The organism is Nitrincola sp. A-D6 (assembly GCF_000764495.1).
Classification (GTDB): domain Bacteria; phylum Pseudomonadota; class Gammaproteobacteria; order Pseudomonadales; family Balneatricaceae; genus Nitrincola.
This window is the reverse complement of the sequence record NZ_JRLB01000098.1, coordinates 1-24,514: the sequence shown is the minus strand read 5'-3', so window position 1 is coordinate 24,514 and position 24,514 is coordinate 1. Positions and strand designations below refer to the sequence as shown.

Below are 24,514 nucleotides of genomic sequence, written 5' to 3'. Positions count from 1 at the left end.
GCTTTTATTGCTTAGTATAGCGGATTAGCCTACATACTCATTGATTAAAGAAGCCATCAAGGAGCGTCAGATGCATCTCTATATAGCCTATAAAAACTATTCATCCTGGTCTTTAAGGCCCTGGCTGGCGATGAAAGTCGCGGATATTCCCTTTGACGAAACGCTGTTGCCCTTTGCGCATGGCGACAGCCTAAAACAGTTCAGTGAGCAGCAGGGTATACCCGCTCAGGTGCCTGTGCTGATCGTTGACGACTTGGTTATTTGGGATAGCCTGGCGATACTGGAATACTTGGCAGAGTGCTACCCAGAGCATCAGTTATGGCCGGAATCGCCTGCGCTACGCGCTTTGGCACGTTCGGCAGCGGCGGAAATGCACAGCGGCTTTAGTGCGTTGCGCAGTCAGTTTCCAATGAACTGCCGTACTGAAAAGTCTGTGCTACCCAGTGAAGCGGTGACTCAGGAGTTGCAGCGTTTAGCCCAGATTTGGGCGCGCTTTGAGCAAGCGGATAAGCCAGTTGGCCCATTTTTGGCAGGTAAATTTAGTAATGTTGATGCTATGTTTGCGCCGGTGATGTGGCGTGTACGCAATTATGGTTTGAAGGTATCACCTGCGTTTGATCGTTGGGCGCAGGCGATGTATGACCTTCCGGCCATGCAGGCATGGTTGACATCGGCACGCGCTGAAACCTGGCAGATGCCTTCCTACGAGCGCTAATGGCTAAATTTCACTCTCGACATAGGGTGGCAGTGACCCTGTGTCGGGTATTTTGGTGGGTTTGCCATTATCATCCAATGCCACAAACTTGAACACCGCTTCCGTGACCTTTTCACGCATACCAATACGTCCACGTCTTACCCAGCACTCAACGTGAATATCCAGTGAACTACGGCCAACGCGTGAAACTTCGGTGTAAACACCGAGAATATCACCAACTTTTACCGGTCGGATAAAGCTCATGCTATCCAGCGCCACAGTCACTACTCGGCACTGCGTACGTTGACCGGCACAAATACCTGCCGCCAAGTCCATCTGAGACAGCACCCAGCCACCAAAGATATCCCCGGAAGGATTGGTGTCGGCTGGCATGGCCAGAGTGCGAATGGTTAAACGGCCTCTGACGGGATGTTCCTGACTGTGGGTATCCAATGTAGTCTCCTCGACCTTGTGAGAGTTTAAATGTGTTTCTAATCATAGGTTAAAATCTGCAACCTTGTCAGAAAATTAGATGTTCTACCTAAAAACCAGCACCTACTACTGCAGGCGTTTCACCCCTTCTCGACTTGCTGTTGGGCCTTACCCTGATGGAAGAGGACAGACATTTGTCACAAACCCGACAAACCTGAAGTGATGCCTACCAGGTCTGAGTGTTGATGAGTTTGTCTCCAGGCTGCGCTAGATAGGCTGATAAATAATCCAGATGGTGTTGGCATTGTGATTGCAACGCCCATCTGTCGACATAGGCTGATTATCAAGGAAACACGGGGATCTCATGATGAAAAAATTCTGTATCTATTGCCTTGCTATGTTATTCAGCAGTCATCTGACAGCCAATGAGCTGCGTGTCGCTGTGGCAGCCAACTTTCTGGGTACGCTAAACCAGTTGGCGCCTTTGTATGAAGCCCACTCTGGCCAGACACTGTTGATCAGCTCCGGTTCTACCGGGAGGCATTATGCACAGATACACAATGGTGCGCCCTTTGATATTTTTTTGTCGGCGGATGTGGCTCGTCCCGAACTGTTGGTCGAGGAGGGTCTGGCATTAGCTGATTCGCGTTTTACCTACGCACGCGGTGTGCTGGTGCTCTGGAGTGATCAGGACGATCTGCTGTTGCAGGGAGGCGAGTTTTTACATAGCGAGGCTTTGCAGCATCTGGCGCTGGTAAACCCTCGTACGGCGCCTTATGGCGCGGCGGGTGTCGAGGTAATGCAGCTACTTGGTGTGTATGAACGCCTGCAGGCAGGTCATATCGCCCAGGCGGAAAACCTGACCCAGGCGATGCAATACATTACCAGTGGTACAGCGCAGGCCGGTTTTCTGGCCTTGTCACAAGTTGTTGAGGTCGATGGCTCGGTACGTGGCAATGCCTGGCTACCCGATAGCGATAGCTATGCCTCATTGGAACAGCAAGCTGTTGTCTTGAGTGCTTCACCGCAGCCGGAGGCCGGACAGGCCTTTCTGGACTGGTTGAAAACAGACGAAGCCCGTGCGCTGATACAAGCCGCTGGTTACGGGTTCTGATACATGGAAATCAGTAGTGCTGATCTTCAGGCGCTTTGGATTACGTTGAAGCTGGCGCTGATCAGCACCCTGGTACTGTTGTTGCTCTGTGCCCCGCTTGCCTGGTGGCTGGCGCATACCCGTTGTCGAGCCAAGGTGCTGGTTGAGGCGTTGGTGGCTTTGCCGCTGGTACTGCCCCCCACAGTGATGGGGTTTTACCTGTTGGTCCTGTTGGGTCCGCGTGGTGTGGTGGGTGGTTTTCTGGAGTCGGTGGGTGTTGGCCATTTGGCCTTCAGCTTTACCGGGCTGGTGATAGGTTCCATGCTGTTTTCTTTGCCGTTTGTGGTGCAGCCGTTGCAGAATGCCTTCTCCACAGCCGGAGGGCGGGTGCTGGAAGTGGCTGCAACCCTTAAGGCGTCTCCCTTTGACCGTTTTTTCAGTATCGTGTTGCCGCTGTCACGTCGTGGTTTTTTGACGGCTGCGGTACTGTCCTTTGCCCATACTCTGGGTGAGTTTGGCATGATTCTGATGATTGGTGGCAATATTCCCGGCCGCACCCAGGTGGCATCGATTGCCATCTATGATCATGTCGAGGCTATGGACTATACCGCGGCACATCAGCTATCGCTGATTCTGGTGCTGGCATCGTTTCTGTTGTTGTTGCTGGTATTTGCCTGAATCGGCGTTTCAAAGTGGTGAGTGTGGTTTAGACTGGAGTGAGTATGTCACTGAAAATGAACTTTCAGGTTACCCGTTCTGAATTCCGCTTAGAGGCTGATTTAGAACTACCGGATCAGGGCGTCACGGCATTATTTGGACGTTCCGGGTCTGGAAAAACCACCCTGTTACGCTGTATCGCCGGGCTGGAGGCCTTGCCAGGTGGCTTACTCAGCTTTCAGGGGCAGGTCTGGCAATCGGCAACACAATTTGTTCCTGTGCATCAGCGGCCCATCGGCTATGTGTTTCAGGAAGCGAGCCTGTTCCCGCATCTGACCATCGCGCAAAATCTGCACTATGGGTTTAAACGCATCCCCGTGGCCGATCGTCGTATCGGTTTTGATGAGGTGGTGACGCTGTTGTCGTTACAGGAATTCCTGTCGCGCTATCCGGATCAGCTATCCGGCGGGCAGCGTCAACGGGTTTCCATAGGTCGTGCTCTGCTGACCAGCCCCAGGTTGCTGCTGATGGATGAGCCTATGGCATCGCTGGATGTGACCAGCAAGCAGGAAATACTGCCTTATCTGGAGCGTCTGACGGAGGAGCTACAGCTGCCAATCATCTATGTCAGCCATTCGGTTGAGGAGGTGATGCGCCTGGCCGATTATATGGTGCTGCTGGAGCAGGGTGAGGTGCGTGCACAGGGCGAGCTTCAGGCTCTGTTAACTGATCATCTATTGCCCTTTGCCCATAGCGAACAGGCCGCCAGCCTGCTCAAAGCCCAGGTGATCGAGACGGATGCCGGTGATGGGCTGGCCAGGTTGCAGTTGGCGCAGCAACACTTGCTGATCAGTCAGACACACTTGTCACCTGGACGCCTGGCGCCGATAACCACCGGTGCTACTGTCAGAGTGAGTATTATGGCCCGTGATGTGGTTTTGGCAAGGCAGTTACCTGAGTCCATCAGTTTGCTGAATGCGCTGGAGGTCAGGGTTATCGGATTGGATAGGGATACAGATAACAGCCAGATGCTGGTGCGCTTGCAATTGGGAAAACAGACCTTGCTGGCACGTATTTCAAAGCGTTCTGCCGGGCAGTTACAGCTGCTGCCTGGTCAGATTATCTATGCCCTGATCAAAGGCGTTGCCTTGAATAGCTGACCTAACGGGCTATTCAGAAATAAAGCACTCAGCGTAATCAACACAGTCACGGCAGTTGGGGGAGCGGCACATCATTACATCAGATTCCAGGCAAAGCTGACGATAGAGAAATTTTTTCCAGCGCATATTAAAGCGATTGGCTTTCACCAACTCTGGAAAATTGTGCTGCAGTAAGGCATTCAGGTCATCTCGTGACCAGAGGCCCAGGTCGTACCAGAGGTGGTCTCTGCCATTACAGGCGCAAGCGATAATACGAGCCAGGGCATATTCACTGTTACTGCGTTGCGCACGGTAGCCAAGTAACAAGCTTGTTAGTTGAATAGCTTCAGCCGATAGATTTTGATTATCTGCCTCACCGAGGGGGTCTGCCAACTGAGCCTGAAAGCCTTTGTCCTTTTCGGGAAAGTAGCGCTGTATCAAAGTTTGGAAACGCGTCTTAGTCAGTCCCAGTGTTTCACCCAGTACGCTGTGGCCCTGTTCAACTGATGCCAGCATACGCGCCAGGTACACGGCATTAAAGTCCCCGCGGGATAAGCCCATCCAGTGGCAGTAACGCTGTCGTATTCGCGGTGGCATGATCAGCGCATTCATGGCATTTCCCCTCTGTCAGGCGGCAACTCGGGCAATAATTCCCGTAAGTGATCCGGGTGGGTTCAGAGCATTGCCCAGGCTGTCGACTATGGCCCCTTCGATAGGGCAAATGCTGGCACACTGGGGGTCTGGATAGGATTCGGCACACTCTGTACACAAGTCCGGATCTATGACGAACTGAACCTGTTGATCTGTGATTGCGTCATTGGGACAGACAGACTCACAGGCGGTACAGCTGACACAGCTGGCAACAATTTCAAAAGCCATAAGATAGACTCCTTGGGTCAGATTTGTCGGATCACGCTGATTTCAAAGCAACGTTATCGGGTGTGTGCAACAGGCCTTTCGTCAGCATCTCCTGGTATACCGCCAAAATGGCATCTTCAATCGGCTCCAGGGCATGCTCACCATTGGGCTGGATACCCGCCTGCTCCAGCGCACTCCAGGCTCATAGCCGACCTTGGAGCACAACAGTACTTCACAGCCCTGCAGACTTTTAAGCAAGGTGTCCAGCAGGGTTTCAGCATCCTCACCACAGCTGCTGCCGCCTTCACAATAAGGCTTGTCAACTTGCCGGTGACCAATAAAGCGCACACCATTATCACTCGCTTCATAGACCAGAAACTCAGTCGCATGACCAAAGTGCTGATTAATCAGGCCACCACCCTTGGTCGATACAGCCATGAGTACGGTGCGCCCCTGTAGAGCCGTCCTGGCAGGCTGCGAGGCAGATTCGCGCTGTGCATAGAGTTGCCCAAGCAACTGTTCATGAACCTCGGCGCGTTTTACCATAGCGGCCTCGTAATCGACCTCCATGGCATCGATTTTGTCCAGCGTGAATTCAGCGCCACGATCCTCGCCTAAAAGTCCGACAGCATCGGCGCGACATTGGCGGCAGTGGCGCATCATATTCATATCGCCTGCACAGGCATCCTGTACCGCTTGAAGCTCGGCAGCGGTGGGTTCAGCCTGCCCGGTGAGTCCGAAATAGGTGCCATGCTCCGGTTCGGAAATGATCGGCATAACATTGTGCAGGAAAGCGCCTTTTTCTTTGACGATCCGCGAAACTTCGATCAGGTGTTGATCATTGATGCCAGGGATGAGTACTGAATTCACCTTCACCAGAATGCCGCGATCAATCAGCATCTGCAGCCCTTTTTGCTGTTGCTCAATCAGGATACGGGCGGCTTCAACCCCGCGAATACGTTTATTCTTCCAGAAAATCCACGGATAGATCTTCGCGCCTATCTCTGGATCGACACAATTGATGGTGACAGTGACATGATCGATATTGTGCTGGCAGAGTTCATCCACACACTCGGGCAGCGTCAGGCCGTTGGTTGACACACACAGCTTGATATCCGGTGTTTCGGCGCTCAAGCGTCGGAAGGTTTCAAAGGTCTTGTGCGGATTGGCCAGCGGGTCGCCAGGGCCGGCAATTCCCAATACTGACATCTGAGGAATAGCCGCCGCTACCGCCTTAACCTTCTTGACCGCCTGTTGCGGGGTCAGGACCTCAGAAACCACGCCTGGACGGGATTCATTGCTGCAATCGTATTTACGGTTACAGTAGTTGCACTGGATATTACAGGCCGGTGCTACCGCTACATGCATCCGCGCAAAAAAATGGTGAGCCTGCTCGGAAAAGCAGGGATGATCGGCCACCTTGGCCCGGATGGATTCAGGCAGGCTCTGAACAGAGGCATCACTGCTGCCGCAGGAACCTGAAGCGCAGCCACCGGCTTCGCTGGTGGCAGGGGTATTATTGAGAACGGGCAGTTTCACGGTCAGATCCTCATCTTGGGTTCATCTGCTCTGTCGCAAATTCCATGCCTATTTATAAAATAGCTATAAGTTATTGATTCGTTTTGGTATGAAGCGATGCTTTGCGTGGTTTGTCTCAAAGCTGACAGCTACACTCAGGCGCTATGTCAGCTTTGAGACAGTGCTAAGTTTAGAGTTGCTTAACCCGAATATTGAGGGTCTGGATCCGGTAGGAGATCTGTCGCGGTGTCATGCCCAGTAAACGGGCAGCCTTGGCCTGGACCCAGCCCGCCTGCTCCAGTGCAGCGATCACCCGTTCACGCTCGTCCAGGTTGTCATCATCCAGATCTATCTGTCCGCCATGACTGCCCATAACCTGCTCATCGATACCGGTCAGTAATACCTGATCACGGTCTATGATGCCATCCTGTGACATAACCGCCGCCCGCTCCAGGCAGTTTTCCAGCTCACGTACATTACCTGGCCAGCTATGATGCATCAGCACACGCAGGGCGCTGTCGGTGATACTGAGCGGGCGCTCCTGTGCTGTGGCGATTTTGTTGAGTAAAAAATGGGCGATATCAGGCACATCTTCCAGGCGTTCGCGAAGTGTGGGCATATAGATCGGCATCACATTCAGACGGTAATACAGGTCTTCACGGAACAGGCCTTGCTCTACATCAGCTTCCAGGTCTCTGTGGGTTGCGGCTACCATGCGCACATTGATCTTAATGGTACGCGAGCCTCCGACGCGCTCCAGTTCGCCTTCCTGCAATACGCGCAGCAACTTGGCCTGGAAACCGGCCGAGACTTCACCGATTTCATCCAAAAACAGCGTGCCCTTATCGGCCTGTTCAAAGCGCCCCTGACGCTGGCTTATGGCACCGGTAAAGGCGCCCTTTTCGTGCCCGAACAGTTCCGATTCCAGCAGATTCTCGGGTAAGGCGGCACAGTTAAGTTTAACAAACGGCCCCCTGGCTCTGGGGGAGTTGTAATGAATGGCGTTGGCTATCAGCTCTTTACCGGTACCGGTTTCGCCACGGATCAATACTGTGGTATTCCATTTGGCGACCTGACGTACCTGCTCAAATACCTGGCGCATGGGGAAAGAGTGGCCAATAATATTGTCGAAGCCAAACTGGCCGCGTACGGTGCGTTTGAGCTGATCACGTTCTTCCCTGAGCGCTTTACGTTCACGCTCCACCTCCCGGGATAGCCGCACACTCTGGCCTATCAGGTTAGCGACCATCTCCAGAAACCGGGCACGCTCCCCCAACAGTTCTCTGTGGGAGCTGCTGGGCTGGACGGCGAACACCCCCAGAACCTCATCACCACTGAGAATGGGCACGCCGATAAAGGGGCGTTTGGTGTCATAGATGCCCAAACGGCCAAGAAAGCGTGGGTCATCGGTGATTTTGTTAAGTATCAGGCTGCTGCCTCGGCGCATCACCTCCCCCACGATACCCTCACCTGGCTGGTAACGTATATCTCCGGGTGCCAGGTCAGGTACACCACACAGGGCGTAGACGACCAGCTCATTCTGATCCGGTGGCACCAGTGCGACGAGGCCGCGCTCCAGCCCGACCCGGTCATCCAGTACTTCCATGACCTTACTGAGGGTTTCCTGAAGGTTCAGGGACTTGGACAGCACGTGACTGACCAGAAACAGAGTTTCGAGCTCGCCGACCAGAATGGCCTGAAGCATCTCCGGGCTCAGCGTATCATTGCTGTCATCTTGATAGCTTACAGGTGACTTATTCATAGGGAAGGTGCACCTTAAGGCAGCAGCCAGTGGTTACGCCAGGGTCTATTTCCAGCAAACCGTTATGACGGTTAACGATATCCTGCGCCAGCGTCAGTCCCATGCCCAGATGGCCTTTGCTCTGGTCACGGGTGGTGTAGAAGGGTTCGAAGACCTTAAACTGATCAGCCGGTAAAATACCGGCACCGGTATCCTGGATGCGGATCTCAACGGCCTGCGTCAGTGTACGGGTGCTCAGGCGTAGCTCACGCACCTGGGGTTTATTGTCATTCATGGCATCGATAGCATTATCGATTAACTGCTTGAACAGGGTAGCCAGGGCGGTTGGCTGGCCGGGAACCCTATGCAAATTACACTCCGGTTGCCAGTCTACGGTGATCCCGCATGCCAGTAAGCGTGGTGTTAACAAGCTTAGGGTGTTTTTTAACAACTCATTGATGTTGACTACTTCCGTGGCTTCATCACTACGGACTGGTACACAGGCGTTGAGCATAGAGATCGCCTGATGCCCCGCTTTCTGTACCTCATTTAGCAGTTTGAGCATTTCCGCCGCATCGATGCGGTTACGACGGGTTGCTAAGCGTGAGGCAGCATTGATCATATTCAGAGGGCGTTCGAGTTGGTAAATAGCACCGGACAGGGCTTCCCGGACACTCTGTACCCGTTCCTGCTCGGCCAGCAGTGCTTGCAGGCTGTTCAGGCGTAACTGGGCCTGCTGCTGTTTCAGCCCGGTGATGTCCTGCAGGGTCACCAGCAGATAGTGGCTCAAGCGTGTCTGGTAAAAGGCATCGGCACTGGTGTCTTTCTCTTCAATTAGCGAACCGGTACAACTAAACCATAGAGGTTCCTCACGGTTGGACAGCAACAAGGCCACCTCAAGGGTAACAAAGCCTTCATGCAGGGCTTTTTTCCGCTCAAACAGATCAGGCCATTCCTGCTCAAGGGCATCGAAGATGATCTCCAGGGGTTCCTGGCCCAGTCTGGATTCCAATGCTTTATAGCTGCGGTTACGCAAGATTGGCTGTAGCTGGGTGTCTACCAGAACCATAGCCACCTGAGTAGCATCCACGGCTTTTTCAATCAGGGCACGCTGGTTCAATACCTGATGTTCCAACTGATGTACTTCAGTCACATCCCGCTGTAATCCCAGATAATGGGTGGTTTCACCTGCTTCATTGAGTACCGGTGTAATCGTCAGATCAGCCAGATAGCGATTGCCATCTTTGCGCCGGTTAACCAGCAGTCCATTCCAGGGGTGTTGCCGTTCCAGTTGCCCCCACAGACTGTCGTACACCAGCCGGGGTGTGACCTTATAAGACAGAATGGATTGGTTTTTGCCCAGCAGCTCCTCACAACTGTAGCCGGTCATCTTCTCAAAGCAAGGGTTGGCATAGACGATGCGTGCCTTGGCGTCGGTGATAGATATGGCCACAGCCGCCTGTTCTACCGCCAACCTGAAAACTTCGGGGGGTAGGGTTTCGGCGGCTATTTTAAGTTCCGATAGCACTGCATTATCTGCCGGTTCGGTCATAACGTTACGTTCCTATGACAGTCAATCTGTAAATAAGCCTATGCAATAGGCATACCATTTGTATGGATGTGATGCTGGCGGTGATAGCGGATTGATTTAAGAACAAATGTTTTGTCGGGTTAATAACAAACTGTGATTTTGTCGCATTTCCACCATGCAGAAATGGCGCTGGTGCACTGAAATAAGGCGTAAAACAAGGTATCAGGTGTATGGCACAGACTTTGCTGAATACCTCTCAGCAAAGTTCTGAGTGGGGAAAGGCATGTCTGATTACATTTTGTTACTGGTATCCACCGCCCTGGTAAACAACGTGATACTGATCAAGTTTCTGGGTTTATGTCCGTTGATGGGTGTCTCCACCAAGATGGATGGCGCACTGGGCATGGGTTTGGCGACTACCTTTGTGTTGAGTCTGGCGGCTGCAGCTAGCTGGATGCTGGAAAACTGGTTGTTGAACCTTTGGGGCTGGAATATTTGCGCATACTGGCGTTTATTCTGGTGATCGCCACCGTTGTACAGTTTACCGAGATGCTGATTCGTAAAGTCAGCCCATCGCTGTATCAGATCCTGGGTATCTACCTGCCGCTGATTACCACCAATTGTGCCGTACTGGGTATTGCCTTACTCAATGTGCAAAACCAGCACAGTTTTATTCAAAGCCTGATGTACGGATTTGGCTCAGCCATGGGCTTCACCCTGGTACTGGTGCTGTTTGCAGGTCTGCGTGAACGCCTGGCGGTATTGCAGGTGCCTGAGCTTTATCAGGGTGCGCCGATTGCGTTTATTGTTGCCGGGCTGTTATCGGTGGCGTTTATGGGATTTGCCGGGCTGGCCTGAATTCTGGAGGAGACTAACCATGCTGATGTCAGTGATGCCGTTAACCTTGTTGGGTTTAATACTGGGACTGTTGCTGGGTATTGCCTCACGTCTGCTTAAAGTTGAGCGCAGTAATGTGGTGGAAGAGATTGAGCAGTTACTGCCCGGCACTCAGTGTGGACAGTGTGGCAATCCCAGCTGTGGAGCGGCTGCCCAAGCGGTTGCCGATGGCAATCTCCCCGCAAGCTTCTGTCCTCCGGGTGGTCGTGCGGTGCTGAGGCTATTGCTGAAAAGCTGGGTATTTCGCTGGATTTGAATGGCCTGTGTGACGAAGGCCCCAAAGTGGCCCGGATTAATGAAGCCCTGTGTATCGGCTGTACCCGCTGTTTCAAAATCTGTCCGACCGATGCGATTTTGGGTTCAGCGAAACATATGCATGTTGTATTTGCGGATGCCTGCACCGCCTGCGGCAAGTGTGAAGCCGTGTGCCCGACTGAGTGTATCTATCTGGAGCCGGTACAGCCCACGCTGCAAACCTGGGTGTGGAGTCAGCCCGCCCTGTAACAGGAGACGATTATGTTGTGGAAATCCTTACGAGGTGGGGTTCATCCCGCCGGCTACAAGGCACTGAGCAACACCACCAAAATCCAGCACTTTCCGGTGATGGAGCGCCTGTATGTCTCCCTGCAACAGCACCTGGGCGTACCTGCCTCGCCAGTGGTGAAGGTCGGAGACAGAGTGCTTAAGGGACAGTTGCTGGCCGTTGCGCAGGGGCCCATTTCTGCACCGGTGCACGCCCCGACATCCGGACGTGTCGCCGCAATTGCCGAGCATACCGCACCTCATCCCTCCGGTTTGCCGGTATTAGTGGTCACACTGGAGGCTGATGGCCGTGATCAGTGGATCAGCCGTAACCCGATAGCTGATCCTTTCAGCCTGTCTCCAGAATCGATCTGCGATCGCATAGGCGCCGCGGGTATTGTGGGTTTGGGCGGCGCCACCTTTCCTGCCGCGGTAAAGCTGAATCTCAGTTTAAAGTCAGGGGTGGATACGCTGATTCTGAACGGCGGTGAGTGTGAGCCCTATCTAAGCTGTGATGACCGCCTGATGCGCGAAGCCGCTGCCGATATTATGCGCGGAGCACAGATTATCTGCATGCGGTGCAGGCCAAGCGGGCGATTGTCGGTATTGAGGACAATAAGCCTGAAGCGCTGGCAATCATGACCGAAGCCTCACGGGGTACAGGGGTGACGGTTAAAGCGGTGCCCAGTGGCTATCCCATGGGCTCAGAGAAACAGTTAATTCAGCAGCTAACCGGTATAGAGATACCGGCGCACAGCCGTGCCGCAGACAGCGGTATTCTGGTGCATAACGTGGCGACCGCCTATGCCGTGGCGATGGCTATTTATCAGGATCAGCCACTCATCTCACGCATCGTGACTTTAAGTGGTGGTGCGGTGACCCATCCGGGCAACTGGGAGGTGCCTCTGGGCACCCTGGCCAGTGAATTTCTGAATCGCGCCAGTGGCTTTGATACTAAGCCTGCACGCCTGTTGATGGGCGGGCCGATGATGGGGATAGAGCTGCTGGATCTGCATGTGCCGATTATTAAAGGTAGCAGCGGCATCCTGGCACTTACCGAGCAGGAAATCAGCCATAAGCAGAGCAGCCCCTGTGTGCGTTGTAGTCGCTGTGTGCGTGCCTGCCCCATGGGCTGATGCCGCTGGATATGGCGGCCAGTATACGTTCTGGTGATCTGAAGGGTGCCAGCAAGCTGGGTTTGAGCGACTGTGTGGGTTGTGGTGCCTGCAGTTATATCTGCCCTTCCTCCATTCCACTGACGCACTTATTCAATTACGCCAAGGGCGAGTTAATTTTACAGGACAAGGCGCGCCAGAAAATGGAGGCGACCAAATTACTGGCTCAGCGGCGTGAACAGCGTATGGAACGAGAAGCACGCGATCGCGAAGCGCTGATGGCAGCGCGGCGTGCCGCTGCCGCTGAAAAAAAAGCGCAACAAGCCGAGCAAGATGCGGCAAAACAGGAGGCCTCGGCATGAAGCAGCCGATTCATGGACCCCATGCGCATAGCGAGGCGCGCTTGCCGGTAATGATGTTTCAGGTGTTATTGGCACTGACCCCAGCGACCCTGTATGGCTTCTGGTTGTATGGCTGGCCTGCGGTTAATCTCTGGCTGCTCTGTCTCAGCAGCGCCCTGGTTTGGGAAGCCGTATTTCTGAGGCTATTCAAAAAACCAGTAAAAACGCAACTATTTGATGGCTCGGCGTTGGTTACCGGCTGGCTGCTGGCGCTGTGCTTACCGCCCTGGGCTCCCTGGTGGATCGCAGTCACCGGTACCTTTTTGGCGGTTGCCATGCTGAAACAGATCTTTGGTGGACTGGGCCAGAATGTGTTTAACCCCGCCATGGCAGCACGGGTGATGCTGTTGATCGCATTTCCGGTCGAAATGACCCAATGGGTGGCACCAGAGCAGCAGATACAGCAGCGCCCGGAGTTCAGTGCCAGCCTGCAGCAGAGTTTTGCTCAAGCAGGCCTGTTGGACAGCTATAGCGGGGCGACGCTGCTGGACGATGTTAAGAACCGTCTGGCCCTGGGTGATTCGGTGCAGGAGATACTCGGAACCCAGAGTTACACCTGGCTGGATACGCTGACAGGCCTGCAGGCGGGCAGTCTGGGTGAAAGCAGCGCACTGCTGTTGCTGCTGGGTGGTTTGTTTCTGTTGTGGCGCGGTGTGATTACCTGGCAGGCACCGGTCGGCTTGATGCTTGGCCTGGTGACACCGGCGCTGGTGTTAAGCAGCCTCTACCCGGACGCTCATCCTGGGGCCCTGTTCCACCTGTTAACCGGTGGCGCCATGCTTGCCGCCTGGTTTATTGTCACCGATCCGGTGACCGCGCCGGCAACCGCCACCGGGCGCTTTATTTTCGGCCTGGGTTGTGGCGTGTTGACCTACCTGATACGCACGTTTGGTAACTACCCTGAAGGCATCGCTTTTGCTGTGATGCTGATGAACAGTGCGGTGCCGGTGATTGACCGCTATGTACGCCCACGTATTTATGGCCGCTCCGGCAAGGGGCAGCCGCTACCTGTGCAGAAGATAAACACAGGAGAGCGCTTATGAATCTGGCGGTGATGCGTGAGCGCCTGGATTATCAGTCGCTGTTGTTGGGTCTGGTAGTGATGCTGACCTGTGCCTTGCTGGCTGTGGCCTATCAATTAACCCGTGAGCCGATACAGCAGGCGCTGGCGGAAGATATGCGCCAAAGCTTTTCACAGGTACTACCGGATCATCTGTATGACAATGATCTGCTCGAGCATGCCGGTCAGATTGAAGCCCCCTGGGGTAGCCTGACCTACTATCAGGCCAGCCTGGCGGGTGACATCACTGCGGTGGTGTTTCCCATGCAGGCCAGTGGTTATGCTGGAAAAATAGAAATGCTGGTGGCGATCAAGGCCAATGGTGAATTATCAGGTGTCAGGGTGCTGGTGCATCAGGAAACCCCTGGCCTGGGCGACAAAATTGAAGTGGCGCGTGACCCCTGGATTACCTACTTTAGCGGCAAGTCGCTGCACAACCCTCTGCCAGCAGGCTGGGCGGTGAAAAAGGATGGCGGCGAATTCGACCAGTTTACCGGCGCCACCATCACCCCCCGCGCTATCGTCGCTGAAATTAAACGGGCATTGCTGTTTTTTGAAGCCGAGCAACCAACACTGCTGTATCCGCTTAAATTGCCTGAACAAACCGTCAGCACTGTTAACTCAGTGCAAGGAGTAGAACATCATGACTGATTACCGGCGTTTAGCCCAGGATGGACTCTGGAGCAATAATATGGTGTTTGCGCAGATGCTGGCGCTCTGCCCGGTTATGGCGGTGACCAGTACCGCAACCAATGGTTTGGGTATGGGGCTGGCGACCCTGTTTGTACTGCTGGGTGCCAATATGATTATCTCCACGCTACGACACCTTATCAGCCCGGCGATACGTATCCCTGTGTATATTGTCATTATTGCGACCCTGGTTACTCTGACAGATATGTTGATCAATGCCTTTGCCTATGAACTCTACAAGGTGCTGGGGCTGTTTATCGCCCTGATCGTGGTGAACTGTGCCATTTTAGGACGTGCCGAGCTTTTGCCTCGCGAAATACCCTGTGGGACTCCATCGTCGACTCCCTGATGATGGGGATAGGCTTAACCTGGGCCCTGGTGATGATTGGCGGGGTGCGTGAAGTGATCGGCAGCGGCACCCTGTTTGCCAACGCACACCTGCTGCTGGGCGCTCCTTTCGCCTTTCTTGAAGTAACCGTCATTCCCGACTATCGCGGCTTCCTGATTATGGTGTTACCACCAGGCGGCTTTATTGCTGTGGGTTTTCTGCTGGTAGCTAAGCGCTGGATAGATAGACGGGTCGAACAACGAAAACGCCGGTTGGCCAGTCAACCAACAACCCTGTGCCAATCAACCCGTTAATCGGGTCAGGAGTCTGAGATGCAAGTCAGTGTTGCGTATAGCAGTGTCAGTGGTGAACAGAGTTGGATCAATCTGGATGTGGCGGTCGGCACCAGCGCAGCGGCGGCTATCGACGCCTCTGGCATACTCGATCGTTTTCCCGATATCGACCTGTCAAAACAGAAAATTGGTGTGTTTGGCAAGCTGGTCAAGCCGGATCAACCCCTGGCTGAGTATGATCGGGTGGAGATCTATCGACCTATCACGGCAGACCCTACTCAGGTGCCACGGCGTAAAACGGAAGAAGATGATGATGACTGAAGGTGCGGTGATTAGCGCCCCAACTGGCGGATCCAGTCTTTCTGTAACCTGCTTTTCTGGCGTTCGGTCAGTAGCTCAATAATACGTGCTGAAACCTCAGCAAAGGATTGCCGAGTTGCCGGGTGCAGGGCATCACAGCGCAACAGATGGTAGCCCATGGGGGAGCGCAGCGGTGCACTGACTTCACCCGGTTGCATGTTGAACAGTGCTTTATCCAGGGCGTCATAGAGAAGTCCTGATGTGACCTGTCCCAGGTTGCCGCCATTCATAGCGGTGGGGCACTCCGAATAGCGAAGCACCAGTTTGTCGAAGCGGGCGGGCTTTTGTTTGATTTTTTCTTCCAGGCCGCTGAGTTTGCGATAAACACGTTGATCAGCCCCTCATCCTGGTCATCAACGGTAATCAACAAATGACTGGCCTGGCGCTTTTCGGGTAGCTGAAAGCGTTCCAGGTGGTTGTAGTAATAGATTTCAGCTGCATCCTGCGTGACTGGCTCAATCTGACCCGACACCCTTTCCAGTACCGCCTCGATACGCATTTCCCGGTTCAGGGCGGCTTTGAAGCCCGTGGGTGTCAGTTCCGAGTTGGACAGGGCCTGGGCAAACAGCTCAGGGGTTTCATAGCGGCTTTGAATACGGTCATAGGCTTCATCCAGTGTTGGATCCGGCAGGAACACCTGTTGCGCCTCATGGCTGGCCAGAATTTTCTGCTCCAGAAGATATTGGCGTTTTGCCAGCAGCGATACCTGTGCACGCTGGTCGGCAGCGAGCTGGTCAGGTGTACTGGTGAATTGAGATTCAGCGATTTTCAGTTCAAGGTAGGCTAGCGTTTCAGCTGCTTCAGGATGCATGGCTAAGCTCCTCCTCCTGATGGAGGCTGTGTAGCGCACTTTCCGGCACGATCAAAAGATGCCCGGGAAACTGCACATGGTAGTGAACGGCGTCCTCATGGCGGATGACTTTGAACACTTCACCGGGCGTATCGAGCGGCACGATTACCTCACCACGCAGGGACAAGGCCAGAGCGGCCACAACCTTGTCGCGGTTTTCAAAGCGGCTGTCTATCCAGGGTGTGCTGGCTGGGACGAGTTCTTCTTCGCGACAGCCTACCTGGATATCGGCCTGAATAAAGTGCACGGTATAAATAATCTGATCCTGTAGAAAGGTACCCAGATTGCGTACATGTCCGGTTTCACCCCGACGTACCAGTAACTGCCCTTTGTCCACGCCCGGAAAGCTGCCGTCATTACGCAGATTGCGTATCACCCGGACTTCGTCGCCGTAGTTATACACCGGGATCATTTTGGACCCCCAGCGACAGGCTGAATGGCACTCAGGGATACAAAGCCTTTACCCGGCTCAGCGCGGTTGAACACCTTCAGTACCTTCTCCTGCTGGGCACTGGAGTTGATAAAGCTCTGATAGGCCTGCTCCAGCAGTTGCCGGTAGACGTTGAACAGAGCGTCTGGCTGATCCGGCAGGTCGGCTTTACCGGCATGGATATGGTTATGAAAGCGTTGCAGTATATGCAGGCGGTTCACCTGTACCACCGAGGGAACAAATTCTATGGCAAAGAATTCCAGGAAGTCTTCGGCACTTTCCAGCTCCTGCATCGCGTCTTCTAATGCGCTTGTGCTGGTAAATTGGCTTGATGCATTCATGCTTAACACCTCATATCAACAAAGGGCGGGTGCCGTTTTGGCCACATCCGGTGAAAGGTTGGAAGAAACAAGCAACTGCTGATGTAACGCCATAAGCTGGGTATCGCTGAGCGGTTGCTTGCTTAGCCGCATCTGCTGACGAATGGCAGTCAATAAGGGCTGGGCTTGGGCGGCGCTTATCGGCAATCCCAACCGAGCGAAACGTGCTTGCACTGCCTTACTGCCGGAATGTTTACCCAGAACCAGCTCATGTTGACGGCCGAGAAGGGCTGGATCGACCCCTTGGTAGATCAACGGGTCCTTGAGCAGACCATCGACATGAATACCGGCTTCGTGGGTAAATACACCGGCGCCCACCAGGCTTTTTTGCCAGCTGACCGGTCGGCCCGAGGCTTCGGCTACAAGAGACGAGAGCGCTGGAAAATGCTGCAGATTGATACCGGTCGACAGGCCGTAGAGTTGGCTTAGCCCCAGTACCACCTCCTCCAGGGCCGCATTACCTGCACGCTCGCCCAGTCCATTGACGGTGGTGTTGATATGGCTGGCCCCGGCTTTGGCCGCGGCGAGGCTGTTAGCCGTCGCCAGCCCCAGATCATCATGCGCGTGCATCTCCAGTTGCAGATCTGTGGCGGCTGCCAAGCGGCTGATAATGGCAAAAACACCGAAAGGTTCCATAATGCCCAGTGTATCGGCAAAGCGCAGTCGGAGGGCGCCACTTTGTTGGGCCGTTTCTGCCACCTGCAGCAAAAACTCCGGGTCAGCACGGGAGGCGTCTTCGCAGCCGACAATCACGGCAAAGCCTGGTCAACGGCGGCGGGAACCAGTTGCCTGATCTGCTGCAGCACCCAGGGACGTGATTTTCCCAGTTTCTTGTGGATGTGCAGATCGGACACGGCCACCGACAGATCGAGCAGTTGTACCGGCAAACCCTGACAGGCGTGCAGATCATCCGCTCGCATCCGGCACCAGGCAATTAGCTGTGCGGACAGCTGCAGATCTGCCAATGCGCGGATATCCTCGCATTCGGATTCCCCCATGGGCGGAATGCCGACTTCCAGTTCAGGCACACCCAGTGCATCCAGCTGTTGCGCAATCTGCAATTTTTCATCGCGCGAGAAGGCCACCCCGGCGGTTTGTTCACCATCACGCAGGGTGGTGTCATCAATCACTATATCCAGGCCGCTCTCAGACATAAGTCAACCTCAGGCATAGGCCGGATCAAAAGCTTCCTGAACCGGCGCATCGTTTTTCCAATAGGGTGACAGGCTACGTAGCTGGCTAATAATGCCCGGCATTACCTCTATCACGCGGTCTATCTCCGCCTCGGTGGTGTAACGCGATAGTGAGAAACGTACCGTGCCGTGAGCGGCGGTGTATGGCAGCCCCATAGCCCGCATCACATGGGATGGCTCCAGCGATCCAGAGGTGCAGGCCGAGCCACTGGAGGCGGCAATGCCGTACTTGTTCAACAGCAACAGAATCGATTCCCCTTCGATATACTCAAAGGCGATATTGCAGGTGTTGGGCAGGCGATTAGCCGCATCTCCGGTGACAAAGGCGTGTTCAATCTGAGACAGGATGCCCTGCTCCAGACGGTCACGCAGCGCTTTGACGACGGTATTTTCATGAGTCAGTGATTGCTGTGCCAGCTCAGCCGCTTTACCCAGCGCGACAATAGAGGCAGAGTTTTCGGTACCGGCACGACGCCCGCGTTCCTGATGACCGCCACGTAACAATGGACGAAAACGCGTGCCGCGGCGCAGGTAAAGCACACCGATACCTTTCGGTGCATGGAGTTTATGCCCGGATAGCGACAGCATGTCGATCTTGCTGTTTTTCAGATCAATCGGCACCTTGCCAACCGCCTGAACCGCATCGGTATGGAACATGACTCCCGCCTGATAAGCCATTTCGGCCATTTCCAGCACCGGGAAAAACGTACCTGTCTCATTGTTTGCCCACATAATGCTGACAATGGCGGTCCGCTCACTCAGGAGTGACTGGTAAAGTTGCAGATCCAGTCGACCCTGGCCGTCTACTTCCAGATAATGCACTGTGTAGCCATCTTTCTCCAGATACTCACACAGCGACAAAATGGCAGGGTGCTCCACAACCGTGGTGATAATCTCCCGACGTTCCGGCTGAGCTTTCAGCGCCGACAAGATAGCCGTCGAATCACTTTCGGTGCCACAGGAGGTGAAGACAATTTCAGTATCCTGTTCAGCCCCAAGCAGTGCCTGAATCTGTTGGCGGGCCTGCTTCAGCGCCAGCCCGACCCGGTTGCCGTACTGGTGCAGGGATGACGGGTTACCAAACTGTTCAGTAAAATAAGGCAGCATCACCTCGACCACCTGTGGGTCGACCTGAGTGGTCGCGTTGTTATCCAGATATATAGTATCCATGCTTCAGGCTCCTGCGGTAACGGCTGATTTGCTGACAGGCAGCAGTTGGATAAACTCACCCAGTGATTCGATCAACTGTTGCTGGATGCCACTCAAGGTGACACTGGCCAATTGGCAGCCGGTACAGGCACCTGTCAGGCGGACATACACGGTTTTGCCAACCACATCGATGAGTTCTATATCACCCTTGTCACGTTGCAGTTGCGGCCGGACCGCCTCAATCACTGCTTCGATCTTGCGAATGCGCTGCAGCGTGCTCAGGCCACTTGCGGCGGCATCTGTCGCATGGGGAGCGCTAACAGCTGGCATGTCGATTTGCGTCAGGGCCTTCTCGGCATCGGCCTGCACCCTGGCAACATCCGCCTGAAACGACTGGCCGGTTTCTGCCAGCACCTTGTTGAGAATTTCCTCTATGCCTTCATGGCACGCCGAACAGCCACCACCGGCTTTGGTATAGAAGCTCACATCCTGCACCGTGGTCAGGTTGTTGGCGCGGATAGTTTCTTCGATCAGCACCGCATCCACGGCAAAACACTTACAGATCAGCGCACCTTCTTCGTGGTCATCACTCCAGACTTCTCCGCGGTAGTTGGCGACAGCCGCCTGCAGCGCTTCACGTCCCATCACCGAGCAGTGCATCTTCTCTGGTGGCAGACCGTCGAGGAAGTCGGCAATCTCCTGATTACTCACCTGCAGCGCTTCATCGAGTGTTTTGCCTTTAATAATTTCCGTCAAGGCTGACGAAGAGGCGATGGCCGAACCGCAACCAAAGGTCTGGAAGCGTGCATCCAGAATCACTTCGGTGTCCGGGTCAACATTGATCATCAGGCGTAAGGCATCACCACAGGACAGCGAGCCAACATCGCCGATACCGTTTGCTCCTTCGAGCTCACCAGCATTGCGGGGATTAAAAAAATGTTCCTGTACTTTCTCAGAATAGTTCCACATGACATGACCTCTCAGGCAGCAAAAGATTTACCGCAATTACAAGCGGCCTTGGCATTCGGGTTTTCAAACTTGAAACCGCTTTCATCCAGCGATTCGACAAAATCGATCACACAGCCCTGCAGCAGCGGCAGGGACTCGGGATCGATCAACAGGCAGACTTCACCGAAGGACAGGTTGGTATCCTGCTCCGATACAGCGGTTTCCAGTTGCAGTCCGTACTTGTAGCCAGAACAGCCGCCATCGGATACCGAGACGCGCAACCCAGCCACAGGGGAACCGGCGTTTTCAATAAAGCGACTGATCGCGAGTTGTGCAGCAGGTGTTAAAGTGACCATTTCCGACCTCCAGGATACAGATTGACAACGCATGAACGGCGCTGACGCTATATCTGTTATATGGCAAACCCTGTGCCAGCTGGACTAGTCATGTCTAAATGGTTGAAAGATATGAGTTGTGTTACAAATCCGACAAAGAAAAGCGTGTATTGAATGGCACTTAGGCAGGGTTTTGTCGGATTTGTAACAGGAAAGGTTGGCTACTTTCCCTGGAGCAGGCTCAAGAAGGAGGGGCAAACTGTTCAAAGACTTCCTGTCCGGTCATCTTCTGAGTTTCATTTTTCAGCTCATAATAGGCGGGCTTCTCATCGATAAAGATTTCGCTGGCCAGATGAAATGCCTGATCCTGAAACAGCCCGGCCGGTAAAATGTACTCATTGCTGGGTAACAGATGGTAGAACAAGTGGGTACCGCAGCTTGGACAAAAACCCCGCTCGGCCCAATCCGATGAACGATAGGTCGAGGGCGTTACCCCACTGAACTGCACATCCGCTCCACAGTGAACCGCAAACATCGGCCCACCCGACCAGCGCCTGCACATCGAGCAGTGACACAGCCCCACTTCTTTATGCTCCGGCGCGACGACCTCGATTGAACCGCAAAGACATTTGGCTTTCATGGCGCATCTCCTTGTGTATAAATAACCTGGCTGATGCTTAGTTTAGTCGTAATCGATGCCAATTTCTTTGCGCATATTCTGAATTCCTGTTGTTCTTGAATGAGTCCTTGCTATACTTCACTGTAAATGGATTGGGGGTGCCCGGTCGGCGTTATAGCCTCGGTGAGTTTCATCGGGGCTTTTCGCTTTCTGAAGGCGGGTAAATCATTAATCCTCTCTCTTCATAGCCTACACCAGCACATTGCCTGCCACCTTCACAATAGAATTTTTCTTTGAGCACATCGAAGGATCTATTTGGCTGTTCAGGGCGCAGACGGTTTAATCCTATTGGACGCGCGACTAAGTCAGCCAATTGCAAACCTGTTGACATAGCCTTTTTATCGGCGAAAAGTACATCAAATGATAGAGGGATTGCCAGTCGATTTTTTCCGTCGCATATCCTGCGAAATTCTAGTTCCAGATCGTTATCTTCCTTTTTGCCACGACATTCTACTACTACATGAGTTTTAAGCGTTTCCTGACATTTTTCGGCAAGAAATTCATAGAGTTTTTCCAAACAGAAACCCAGAGCAATATGATAAGGGTTAGCGTTAATAGCATCCTGTTTCTTCAAGTGCCTCTTATCTATGACACAGCTAATTAGAATAAAATTACTGCGATCAATAATCTGTGTGAGCTCGTTGAGAAATTGATGTTTTTGCTCAGGGCTGCGGAAAATGTTGAACTGGCCTTTTTCTTTGCGGATTTCATGTTCATGTAGCACTACCTGATCATGACCAAAGTGGTTGAACTTGAATTTTTCCAGCGAAGAGACAACTTGTTCACTGTAGTGCCGTTTGTGGAATACACAAAATGCCAATACAAACAGTGGGTATTGAGGGTCAATGGTTTCCATACCATGATCACCGCTTTCATCCACGTACACTATATATTTACTGAACGGACTTTCCGGTTGGCTTGTAGAAGAAGTGTTCGTTTGATCAACAATTTTTTCAGATAATTCCTGTTCAAACAATGGCAGCTGTTGCTTATCTGTCATGACTCAGTCACCGTTTCCTTGTGTGTAAATAACCTGACTGATGCTTAGTTTAGTCGGAGCATTGCTTTATGGCGAAAATAATCGTCTTTGGGATGGTGTTGATGAGTGATATTGTAGATAACCGGAATTTTTCAGTTTTTGTGGTTTAACACCTATGTCCAAGATCGCTAACACGCCCCAACCACCATATTATGCGGTGATTTTTACCTCAATACGTACTGAGGAAGCTAATGGTTATGATGCTATGGCGGAAAAAATGCTGGCACTGGCTGCTGATCAACCAGGCTTTCTGGGCGCGGAGTCAGCACGTGAAGGTGTTGGTATAACCATTTCATATTGGGCTGATCTGGAGGCTATCCAGCAGTGGAAAAATCATGCTGAACATTTAATAGCGCAGAAGCTGGGGCGTGAGAAGTGGTATGCCAGTTTTACAACAAGGATCGCAAGGGTTGAGCGAGACTATAGTTGGGTCGAAAAAATATAAAGAAAGGTTTGCTGGATGTTGCGTGATTACTCTGCTGAAGATATCGATCAGATTCTTGATATCTGGTTGTCCGCGTCGATTAAGGCGCATGATTTTATAGAGCCTGCGTTCTGGAAGTCAAAACTGGATGCTATGCGTAACCTATATATCCCGGCATCAGAGACCCGGGTGTTTGAGAATGCTTCTGGCATTATTGGGTTTTATAGCTTGTACGCTAACACGCTGGCGGCCATTTTTGTGTCACCTGAATACCAGGGTAAGGGCATAGGCACGGCTTTATTGAGTGATGCCATGCGCAAGCGGCAGATTCTGCGCTTAACGGTGTACAAGGCTAACCATTCAAGTATCCTGTTTTATGAAAAGCAGGGATTTGTTGTTATAGATGAACAGATTGATGAGCATACGGGGCAACCGGAACTGGTTATGGAGTATTGCGCATAATCCAGCTATTCCAGAACAAACTGTGGCTTGAGTTCGCTGAGGAGATCAAAAGTACTTATGCAACGAACACCGAACTCTTGGCAGATATTTGGGATTTTAACTTTTCAACTTAGCCGGGTTAATTCCCAGTAGCTGACCCGCTTCTCGTAATAAGATCTGCCCATTAAACGCTTGAGAAAGCACTGCTTTGGAAAAGCGTTTGCTGATTTGGGCATTTTTAGTCTTATGGAATGAGGGCCCGCTATCGCCCTTATTTTTACGAGCATCCCAGAGGGCTTTTTGCTCTGCAATAAACTGACGGTATTGATCTGTATTGATAAAACCAAGCGTTAGTGCACGGCGGGCAAGCACCCATTGGCTCACGTGAAAATGTGCTTCAAGAGGGGCTAGGTTGTCTTGCCAGACATCGAAGTTTTTCCACAAGGGGCTGAATTCAGTTTTGGGAACGAGAAATTCTGCTGCGACAGCATTACATTTCACTTCGCTTTCACGCTCAGAGGACTCGCTGCCATCAGAAACACCGGAAATACCCAACCAGATATGGCAAAGTTCATGGATAAGGGTAAATAGTCTGGCTCCCGGCGCATCGGCATGATTAACAAAAACAGTCGGAGCATATTCATCGGCTAGAGAGAAGCCACGGAACTCCTCAACACGCAGTGGTCTGGTATAGTGGCCAAGGTTGGCTTCACGCATAACCAGCACCCCTAAGGTCTCAATACGCTGAACCAAGTCTCGATAATAGTCTTCCCAACTGCCACGTTGCGGATGCGCAGGCACACCAAGAAGCTCCCTCATGTCGTTTACGATAACTTGAACTGTAGCATTGGCCCTTAAACGGCCAACGGCTTCACAAGGTTTTGCCAGTTCATTGGTCAGGTACTCACGGTACCACTGCTGGCGCTGTAGAGTGAGTTTGATCAGGTCGAGTAGTTCGGCGCTGGGACGATTCACACCGTGGCTACCGATAGTTCGCAGGTCAGGGATGGGTAGTTCATCAACAGGCGGCTCTCTGAGAAACAGATAGCCAAAAGGGACATGAGCCTTGTTTGCAAATTTTTGTGCCTGGTTAAAGGTCAATGCTTGTTTACCCTCCTCCCACAGACGGAGGCGCTCTTCGTTGATCCCACACTTTACTGCAAAATCAGGCACAGCAATGCCAGAGCGTTCACGTGCCCAAGTCAGCATTCTGTTGTTTATCTGTGCGGTTGTTGCCATGGTATCTAATCCCTATTCATCCCTGAATTATAGAGTCTAGGACACCCTGTTACTATATTTCAAATCATTTCCCCCTAG

At 52.9% G+C, this 24,514-nt stretch carries 30 protein-coding genes and 4 pseudogenes; 15 read left to right on the top strand and 19 right to left on the bottom strand.

Annotated elements, in window-relative coordinates; all coding sequences use genetic code 11:
- The first annotated feature begins 70 nt into the window (after nucleotides 1-70).
- A complete protein-coding gene (locus LH51_RS15800) occupies nucleotides 71-715 on the top strand; it encodes a glutathione S-transferase family protein (protein ID WP_036523945.1) in 645 nt (214 codons plus the stop codon).
- Nucleotides 716-718: 3 nt separating this feature from the next.
- Here the strand turns inward: LH51_RS15800 and LH51_RS15795 are convergent, their stop codons facing one another.
- Nucleotides 719-1,147: an acyl-CoA thioesterase gene (locus LH51_RS15795; RefSeq protein ID WP_036523943.1), complete on the bottom strand. Its 429-nt coding sequence runs from the start codon at nucleotides 1,145-1,147 to the stop codon at nucleotides 719-721.
- A 343-nt stretch (nucleotides 1,148-1,490) separates the two neighbouring features.
- Here LH51_RS15795 and modA point away from each other — a divergent pair, with 343 nt between their 5' ends.
- From modA to modC, 3 genes are read left to right on the top strand one after another with little or no spacing between them, the layout of a single operon-like run.
- Complete coding sequence (gene modA / locus LH51_RS15790) at nucleotides 1,491-2,240, top strand: molybdate ABC transporter substrate-binding protein (RefSeq protein WP_052063850.1); 750 nt, start codon at nucleotides 1,491-1,493, stop codon at nucleotides 2,238-2,240.
- Between the two features lie 3 nt (nucleotides 2,241-2,243).
- On the top strand, nucleotides 2,244-2,897 hold the full coding sequence (gene modB / locus LH51_RS15785) for a molybdate ABC transporter permease subunit (protein ID WP_200882031.1): 654 nt from the start codon (nucleotides 2,244-2,246) through the stop codon (nucleotides 2,895-2,897).
- A 44-nt stretch (nucleotides 2,898-2,941) separates the two neighbouring features.
- Nucleotides 2,942-4,036: a molybdenum ABC transporter ATP-binding protein gene (gene modC, locus LH51_RS15780; protein WP_036523941.1), complete on the top strand. Its 1,095-nt coding sequence runs from the start codon at nucleotides 2,942-2,944 to the stop codon at nucleotides 4,034-4,036.
- A gap of 9 nt (nucleotides 4,037-4,045) precedes the next feature.
- On the opposite strand, the gene LH51_RS15775 is transcribed toward modC, so the two are convergent.
- The 5 genes from LH51_RS15775 to nifL all read right to left on the bottom strand — a co-directional run bounded on the left by LH51_RS15775 (nucleotide 4,046) and on the right by nifL (nucleotide 9,684).
- Nucleotides 4,046-4,627 carry a nitrogen fixation protein NifQ gene (locus LH51_RS15775; protein WP_036523939.1) on the bottom strand — a complete coding sequence of 194 codons (582 nt, stop codon included), beginning with the start codon at nucleotides 4,625-4,627 and terminating at the stop codon, nucleotides 4,046-4,048.
- A gap of 15 nt (nucleotides 4,628-4,642) precedes the next feature.
- Nucleotides 4,643-4,894: a 4Fe-4S binding protein gene (locus LH51_RS15770; protein ID WP_036523937.1), complete on the bottom strand. Its 252-nt coding sequence runs from the start codon at nucleotides 4,892-4,894 to the stop codon at nucleotides 4,643-4,645.
- 81 nt (nucleotides 4,895-4,975) lie between these two features.
- A complete protein-coding gene (gene nifB, locus LH51_RS15765; RefSeq protein WP_200882030.1) occupies nucleotides 4,976-6,412 on the bottom strand; it encodes a nitrogenase cofactor biosynthesis protein NifB in 1,437 nt (478 codons plus the stop codon).
- 169 nt (nucleotides 6,413-6,581) lie between these two features.
- Entirely contained in the window at nucleotides 6,582-8,153 is a 1,572-nt protein-coding gene (nifA, locus tag LH51_RS15760) for a nif-specific transcriptional activator NifA (RefSeq protein WP_200882029.1), read from the bottom strand.
- Nucleotides 8,146-9,684 carry a nitrogen fixation negative regulator NifL gene (gene nifL / locus LH51_RS15755; protein WP_036523935.1) on the bottom strand — a complete coding sequence of 513 codons (1,539 nt, stop codon included), beginning with the start codon at nucleotides 9,682-9,684 and terminating at the stop codon, nucleotides 8,146-8,148. Before nifL ends, nifA begins: the two co-directional genes overlap by 8 nt.
- Nucleotides 9,685-9,946: 262 nt before the next feature.
- Here nifL and rsxA point away from each other — a divergent pair.
- The 9 genes and pseudogenes from rsxA (at nucleotide 9,947) to LH51_RS15720 (ending at nucleotide 15,290) form a co-directional block, all read left to right on the top strand.
- Nucleotides 9,947-10,521, top strand: a pseudogene (gene rsxA / locus LH51_RS15750) (electron transport complex subunit RsxA).
- Between the two features lie 19 nt (nucleotides 10,522-10,540).
- Nucleotides 10,541-11,064, top strand: a pseudogene (locus LH51_RS24925) (RnfABCDGE type electron transport complex subunit B).
- 12 nt (nucleotides 11,065-11,076) lie between these two features.
- Nucleotides 11,077-11,837, top strand: a pseudogene (locus LH51_RS21635) (RnfABCDGE type electron transport complex subunit C); the annotation flags it as partial.
- A gap of 60 nt (nucleotides 11,838-11,897) precedes the next feature.
- Nucleotides 11,898-12,218, top strand: a complete 321-nt coding sequence (locus tag LH51_RS24920; RefSeq protein ID WP_442934856.1) for an SLBB domain-containing protein — start codon at nucleotides 11,898-11,900, stop codon at nucleotides 12,216-12,218.
- A complete protein-coding gene (locus LH51_RS21625) occupies nucleotides 12,218-12,559 on the top strand; it encodes a hypothetical protein (RefSeq protein WP_200882025.1) in 342 nt (113 codons plus the stop codon). The genes LH51_RS24920 and LH51_RS21625 overlap by 1 nt, the downstream gene beginning before the upstream one ends.
- The gene (locus LH51_RS15735) at nucleotides 12,556-13,641 is read left to right on the top strand and encodes an RnfABCDGE type electron transport complex subunit D (RefSeq protein WP_036523933.1); all 1,086 of its coding nucleotides are present in this window, start codon (nucleotides 12,556-12,558) and stop codon (nucleotides 13,639-13,641) included. The genes LH51_RS21625 and LH51_RS15735 overlap by 4 nt, the downstream gene beginning before the upstream one ends.
- On the top strand, nucleotides 13,638-14,309 hold the full coding sequence (gene rsxG, locus LH51_RS15730; protein ID WP_081960865.1) for an electron transport complex subunit RsxG: 672 nt from the start codon (nucleotides 13,638-13,640) through the stop codon (nucleotides 14,307-14,309). Before LH51_RS15735 ends, rsxG begins: the two co-directional genes overlap by 4 nt.
- Nucleotides 14,302-14,990 (top strand): annotated as a pseudogene (locus LH51_RS24915) (electron transport complex subunit E). The gene rsxG and the pseudogene LH51_RS24915 overlap by 8 nt, the downstream one beginning before the upstream one ends.
- 18 nt (nucleotides 14,991-15,008) lie before the next feature.
- Nucleotides 15,009-15,290 (top strand): RnfH family protein, encoded by a 282-nt coding sequence (locus LH51_RS15720; RefSeq protein WP_036523931.1) that lies wholly within the window; start codon nucleotides 15,009-15,011, stop codon nucleotides 15,288-15,290.
- Nucleotides 15,291-15,301: 11 nt separating this feature from the next.
- Here the strand turns inward: LH51_RS15720 and LH51_RS15715 are convergent, their stop codons facing one another.
- The 11 genes from LH51_RS15715 to LH51_RS15670 all read right to left on the bottom strand — a co-directional run bounded on the left by LH51_RS15715 (nucleotide 15,302) and on the right by LH51_RS15670 (nucleotide 22,293).
- Nucleotides 15,302-15,622, bottom strand: a complete 321-nt coding sequence (locus LH51_RS15715) for a peptidylprolyl isomerase (protein ID WP_235263788.1) — start codon at nucleotides 15,620-15,622, stop codon at nucleotides 15,302-15,304.
- Nucleotides 15,556-16,140: a hypothetical protein gene (locus LH51_RS15710; RefSeq protein ID WP_036523927.1), complete on the bottom strand. Its 585-nt coding sequence runs from the start codon at nucleotides 16,138-16,140 to the stop codon at nucleotides 15,556-15,558. The genes LH51_RS15715 and LH51_RS15710 overlap by 67 nt, the downstream gene beginning before the upstream one ends.
- Nucleotides 16,130-16,591 carry a nitrogen fixation protein NifZ gene (locus tag LH51_RS15705; RefSeq protein ID WP_036523925.1) on the bottom strand — a complete coding sequence of 154 codons (462 nt, stop codon included), beginning with the start codon at nucleotides 16,589-16,591 and terminating at the stop codon, nucleotides 16,130-16,132. Before LH51_RS15705 ends, LH51_RS15710 begins: the two co-directional genes overlap by 11 nt.
- Nucleotides 16,588-16,950, bottom strand: coding sequence for a nitrogenase-stabilizing/protective protein NifW (nifW, locus tag LH51_RS15700; protein WP_052063849.1), 363 nt, complete (start codon nucleotides 16,948-16,950; stop codon nucleotides 16,588-16,590). The genes LH51_RS15705 and nifW overlap by 4 nt, the downstream gene beginning before the upstream one ends.
- A 15-nt stretch (nucleotides 16,951-16,965) precedes the next feature.
- Nucleotides 16,966-17,742 (bottom strand): homocitrate synthase/isopropylmalate synthase family protein, encoded by a 777-nt coding sequence (locus tag LH51_RS15695; RefSeq protein WP_200882024.1) that lies wholly within the window; start codon nucleotides 17,740-17,742, stop codon nucleotides 16,966-16,968.
- Entirely contained in the window at nucleotides 17,739-18,143 is a 405-nt protein-coding gene (locus LH51_RS23700; RefSeq protein ID WP_200882023.1) for a hypothetical protein, read from the bottom strand. The genes LH51_RS15695 and LH51_RS23700 overlap by 4 nt, the downstream gene beginning before the upstream one ends.
- 9 nt (nucleotides 18,144-18,152) lie before the next feature.
- Nucleotides 18,153-19,352: a cysteine desulfurase NifS gene (gene nifS / locus LH51_RS15690; RefSeq protein ID WP_036523923.1), complete on the bottom strand. Its 1,200-nt coding sequence runs from the start codon at nucleotides 19,350-19,352 to the stop codon at nucleotides 18,153-18,155.
- A gap of 3 nt (nucleotides 19,353-19,355) precedes the next feature.
- Nucleotides 19,356-20,300: a Fe-S cluster assembly protein NifU gene (nifU, locus tag LH51_RS15685; RefSeq protein WP_036523921.1), complete on the bottom strand. Its 945-nt coding sequence runs from the start codon at nucleotides 20,298-20,300 to the stop codon at nucleotides 19,356-19,358.
- Nucleotides 20,301-20,311: 11 nt separating this feature from the next.
- Complete coding sequence (locus tag LH51_RS15680; protein WP_036523913.1) at nucleotides 20,312-20,635, bottom strand: HesB/IscA family protein; 324 nt, start codon at nucleotides 20,633-20,635, stop codon at nucleotides 20,312-20,314.
- Between the two features lie 220 nt (nucleotides 20,636-20,855).
- On the bottom strand, nucleotides 20,856-21,254 hold the full coding sequence (locus LH51_RS15675; protein WP_036523910.1) for a GFA family protein: 399 nt from the start codon (nucleotides 21,252-21,254) through the stop codon (nucleotides 20,856-20,858).
- A 169-nt stretch (nucleotides 21,255-21,423) separates the two neighbouring features.
- Nucleotides 21,424-22,293 (bottom strand): DUF3800 domain-containing protein, encoded by an 870-nt coding sequence (locus LH51_RS15670; protein WP_036523907.1) that lies wholly within the window; start codon nucleotides 22,291-22,293, stop codon nucleotides 21,424-21,426.
- A gap of 154 nt (nucleotides 22,294-22,447) precedes the next feature.
- On the opposite strand from LH51_RS15670, the gene LH51_RS15665 reads away from it, so the two are divergent.
- Complete coding sequence (locus LH51_RS15665; protein ID WP_036523904.1) at nucleotides 22,448-22,777, top strand: antibiotic biosynthesis monooxygenase family protein; 330 nt, start codon at nucleotides 22,448-22,450, stop codon at nucleotides 22,775-22,777.
- A 15-nt stretch (nucleotides 22,778-22,792) separates the two neighbouring features.
- Entirely contained in the window at nucleotides 22,793-23,218 is a 426-nt protein-coding gene (locus tag LH51_RS15660) for an N-acetyltransferase (RefSeq protein WP_036523901.1), read from the top strand.
- Nucleotides 23,219-23,223: 5 nt separating this feature from the next.
- Here LH51_RS15660 and LH51_RS20190 read toward each other — a convergent pair whose 3' ends face one another.
- Both LH51_RS20190 and LH51_RS15655 read right to left on the bottom strand, forming a co-directional pair.
- A complete protein-coding gene (locus LH51_RS20190) occupies nucleotides 23,224-23,304 on the bottom strand; it encodes a DUF4411 family protein (RefSeq protein ID WP_235263787.1) in 81 nt (26 codons plus the stop codon).
- 10 nt (nucleotides 23,305-23,314) lie between these two features.
- Nucleotides 23,315-24,436 (bottom strand): XRE family transcriptional regulator, encoded by a 1,122-nt coding sequence (locus LH51_RS15655; protein ID WP_036523898.1) that lies wholly within the window; start codon nucleotides 24,434-24,436, stop codon nucleotides 23,315-23,317.
- Nucleotides 24,437-24,514 lie beyond the last annotated feature (78 nt).

What these genes read in the sequence shown, in the direction of transcription:
- LH51_RS15800 (WP_036523945.1), top strand. Translation starts at nt 71, where the DNA reads ATGCATCTCTATATAGCCTATAAAAACTATTCATCCTGGTCTTTAAGG.
- modA (WP_052063850.1), top strand. Translation starts at nt 1,491, where the DNA reads ATGATGAAAAAATTCTGTATCTATTGCCTTGCTATGTTATTCAGCAGT.
- modB (WP_200882031.1), top strand. Translation starts at nt 2,244, where the DNA reads ATGGAAATCAGTAGTGCTGATCTTCAGGCGCTTTGGATTACGTTGAAG.
- modC (WP_036523941.1), top strand. Translation starts at nt 2,942, where the DNA reads ATGTCACTGAAAATGAACTTTCAGGTTACCCGTTCTGAATTCCGCTTA.
- LH51_RS15775 (WP_036523939.1), bottom strand. Translation starts at nt 4,627, where the DNA reads ATGAATGCGCTGATCATGCCACCGCGAATACGACAGCGTTACTGCCAC.
- LH51_RS15770 (WP_036523937.1), bottom strand. Translation starts at nt 4,894, where the DNA reads ATGGCTTTTGAAATTGTTGCCAGCTGTGTCAGCTGTACCGCCTGTGAG.
- nifA (WP_200882029.1), bottom strand. Translation starts at nt 8,153, where the DNA reads ATGAATAAGTCACCTGTAAGCTATCAAGATGACAGCAATGATACGCTG.
- nifL (WP_036523935.1), bottom strand. Translation starts at nt 9,684, where the DNA reads ATGACCGAACCGGCAGATAATGCAGTGCTATCGGAACTTAAAATAGCC.
- LH51_RS24920 (WP_442934856.1), top strand. Translation starts at nt 11,898, where the DNA reads ATGGCTATTTATCAGGATCAGCCACTCATCTCACGCATCGTGACTTTA.
- LH51_RS21625 (WP_200882025.1), top strand. Translation starts at nt 12,218, where the DNA reads ATGCCGCTGGATATGGCGGCCAGTATACGTTCTGGTGATCTGAAGGGT.
- LH51_RS15735 (WP_036523933.1), top strand. Translation starts at nt 12,556, where the DNA reads ATGAAGCAGCCGATTCATGGACCCCATGCGCATAGCGAGGCGCGCTTG.
- rsxG (WP_081960865.1), top strand. Translation starts at nt 13,638, where the DNA reads ATGAATCTGGCGGTGATGCGTGAGCGCCTGGATTATCAGTCGCTGTTG.
- LH51_RS15720 (WP_036523931.1), top strand. Translation starts at nt 15,009, where the DNA reads ATGCAAGTCAGTGTTGCGTATAGCAGTGTCAGTGGTGAACAGAGTTGG.
- LH51_RS15710 (WP_036523927.1), bottom strand. Translation starts at nt 16,140, where the DNA reads ATGCATCCTGAAGCAGCTGAAACGCTAGCCTACCTTGAACTGAAAATC.
- LH51_RS15705 (WP_036523925.1), bottom strand. Translation starts at nt 16,591, where the DNA reads ATGATCCCGGTGTATAACTACGGCGACGAAGTCCGGGTGATACGCAAT.
- nifW (WP_052063849.1), bottom strand. Translation starts at nt 16,950, where the DNA reads ATGAATGCATCAAGCCAATTTACCAGCACAAGCGCATTAGAAGACGCG.
- LH51_RS23700 (WP_200882023.1), bottom strand. Translation starts at nt 18,143, where the DNA reads ATGTCTGAGAGCGGCCTGGATATAGTGATTGATGACACCACCCTGCGT.
- nifS (WP_036523923.1), bottom strand. Translation starts at nt 19,352, where the DNA reads ATGGATACTATATATCTGGATAACAACGCGACCACTCAGGTCGACCCA.
- nifU (WP_036523921.1), bottom strand. Translation starts at nt 20,300, where the DNA reads ATGTGGAACTATTCTGAGAAAGTACAGGAACATTTTTTTAATCCCCGC.
- LH51_RS15680 (WP_036523913.1), bottom strand. Translation starts at nt 20,635, where the DNA reads ATGGTCACTTTAACACCTGCTGCACAACTCGCGATCAGTCGCTTTATT.
- LH51_RS15675 (WP_036523910.1), bottom strand. Translation starts at nt 21,254, where the DNA reads ATGAAAGCCAAATGTCTTTGCGGTTCAATCGAGGTCGTCGCGCCGGAG.
- LH51_RS15670 (WP_036523907.1), bottom strand. Translation starts at nt 22,293, where the DNA reads ATGACAGATAAGCAACAGCTGCCATTGTTTGAACAGGAATTATCTGAA.
- LH51_RS15665 (WP_036523904.1), top strand. Translation starts at nt 22,448, where the DNA reads ATGTCCAAGATCGCTAACACGCCCCAACCACCATATTATGCGGTGATT.
- LH51_RS15660 (WP_036523901.1), top strand. Translation starts at nt 22,793, where the DNA reads ATGTTGCGTGATTACTCTGCTGAAGATATCGATCAGATTCTTGATATC.
- LH51_RS15655 (WP_036523898.1), bottom strand. Translation starts at nt 24,436, where the DNA reads ATGGCAACAACCGCACAGATAAACAACAGAATGCTGACTTGGGCACGT.